The organism is Paenibacillus sp. 01T422 (assembly GCF_056398785.1).
The window spans coordinates 1-1,595 of the sequence record NZ_JBFTQB010001391.1 but is presented as its reverse complement, the minus strand read 5'-3'; the positions used below and the strand labels follow the sequence as shown (position 1 = coordinate 1,595).

Genomic DNA, 1,595 nt, shown 5'->3' with positions numbered 1-1,595 from the left:
CTTAAGTACTATAAGATGTTTTTTAATAGTCCGGATTTCTGGATCATACTACGGAATACGTTTTTACTCGGCATTAACAAGCTTATCTTCGGATTCCCTGCTCCTATTATTTTGGCTCTGCTTCTTAATGAAGTCAAGAATTTGGTATTCAAACGCTTTGTGCAAACGGTCAGTTATTTACCGCACTTTATCTCTAATGTCGTTGTTGCGGGAATGGTCGTTTTGTTCCTCTCTCCTTCTCAAGGTTTTGTTAATCGAATGATTCAATCCATTGGCTTTGAACCGATCCATTTTATGATTAAACCTGAGTTATTCCGATCCATTTATGTCGGTTCTGAAGTATGGCAGCATATTGGTTGGGAAGCAATCATTTATTTGGCTGCACTTTCTTCCATTGACCCTTCGCTCTATGAGGCCGCTGATATAGACGGCGCCAGCCGCTGGAGGAAACTGTGGAACGTCACTCTGCCGGGAATTTCCACGACAATCATCATCTTGTTCATCCTTAATGTCGGTAGAGTACTAGAAATAGGATTCGAGAAAGTGTTCCTGTTGTACAACCCCGCAACATATTCTACTGCCGATATTCTGAGCACCTATGTGTAAATATTGATATGTATAAAGTCGTTTTAAAGGATCCTCGCATTGGCACCGCTTACTGGAATACTATCGTTTACGTCGTGTTGGGGACTACGATTTCACTTGTCATCACATCGTTAGGTGCTTATGCACTAGCCAAAAAAGATATGGTATTTGGGCGTGGATTCACAATGATTATTATATTCACTCTCTTCTTCGGCGGTGGGATGATCCCCACATTTCTAGTAGTCAAAGAGCTTGGTGTTATCGACACCGTCTGGGGAATGGTGCTTCCAGGAGCTGTAAGCACATGGAATTTGCTCATTATGCGTACATTCTTCTCCAATATTCCGCCAGAACTAGAGGAATCAGGTCAAATGGACGGACTAAGCGATTTCGGAGTTTTCTTCCGGATCGTTGTCCCTTTGTCGCAAGCGGTATTCGCCACAATTGGTTTGTTCTACGCGGTGGGATTATGGAACAATTTCTTGCTACCGCTGCTCTATTTGCGAGATCAGGAGCTTTTCCCCTTGCAGGTCATCTTGCGCAACATCGTCCTAGCCGGTCAAACGAACCAAGCGGATATTGCTGCAGTTGGCGATGCCAATGTTGTCCTGGAGGAGCCGCTTAAGTTCGCAACGATCATGGTTTCCACGGTCCCCATCCTCCTCGCCTACCCTTTCCTGCAGAAATATTTTGTCAAAGGCGTAATGATTGGGGCGGTCAAATCGTAGCTAGACGGAGCAACAGCCTTTTAATACTTAGGAAGAAACTAGTATAACGAAAAGGAGAGGTTAACGCATGAAGAAATGGACTACGACACTTGGAACACTCTTAATCAGCGCCTCCATGTTGGTTGGCTGCACAGGAACAGAATCCCAACCAACAGCATCGGACGCAAGCGGTTCAACAAAGTCAGCAGTCGCGACAGAAAAGCCCAAAAATACGTTTACCATGTTATTAGAGGTTCACCCGAATTGGCCGTATAACAAGGACTGGGTTGTCTGGAAGTGGAT

The 1,595-nt window shown here is 44.6% G+C and carries 1 protein-coding gene and 2 pseudogenes; all 3 read left to right on the top strand.

Annotation, left to right across the window (positions count from 1 at the left end):
- The coding region (locus tag AC1DUA_RS39005) for an ABC transporter permease (protein WP_477504786.1) at positions 1-606 on the top strand (606 nt) is incomplete at its 5' end.
- Positions 606-1,313, top strand: a pseudogene (locus tag AC1DUA_RS39000) (carbohydrate ABC transporter permease); the annotation flags it as partial. The gene AC1DUA_RS39005 and the pseudogene AC1DUA_RS39000, both read left to right, overlap by 1 nt.
- A gap of 67 nt (positions 1,314-1,380) precedes the next feature.
- Positions 1,381-1,595: pseudogene (locus AC1DUA_RS38995) on the top strand (extracellular solute-binding protein); the annotation flags it as partial.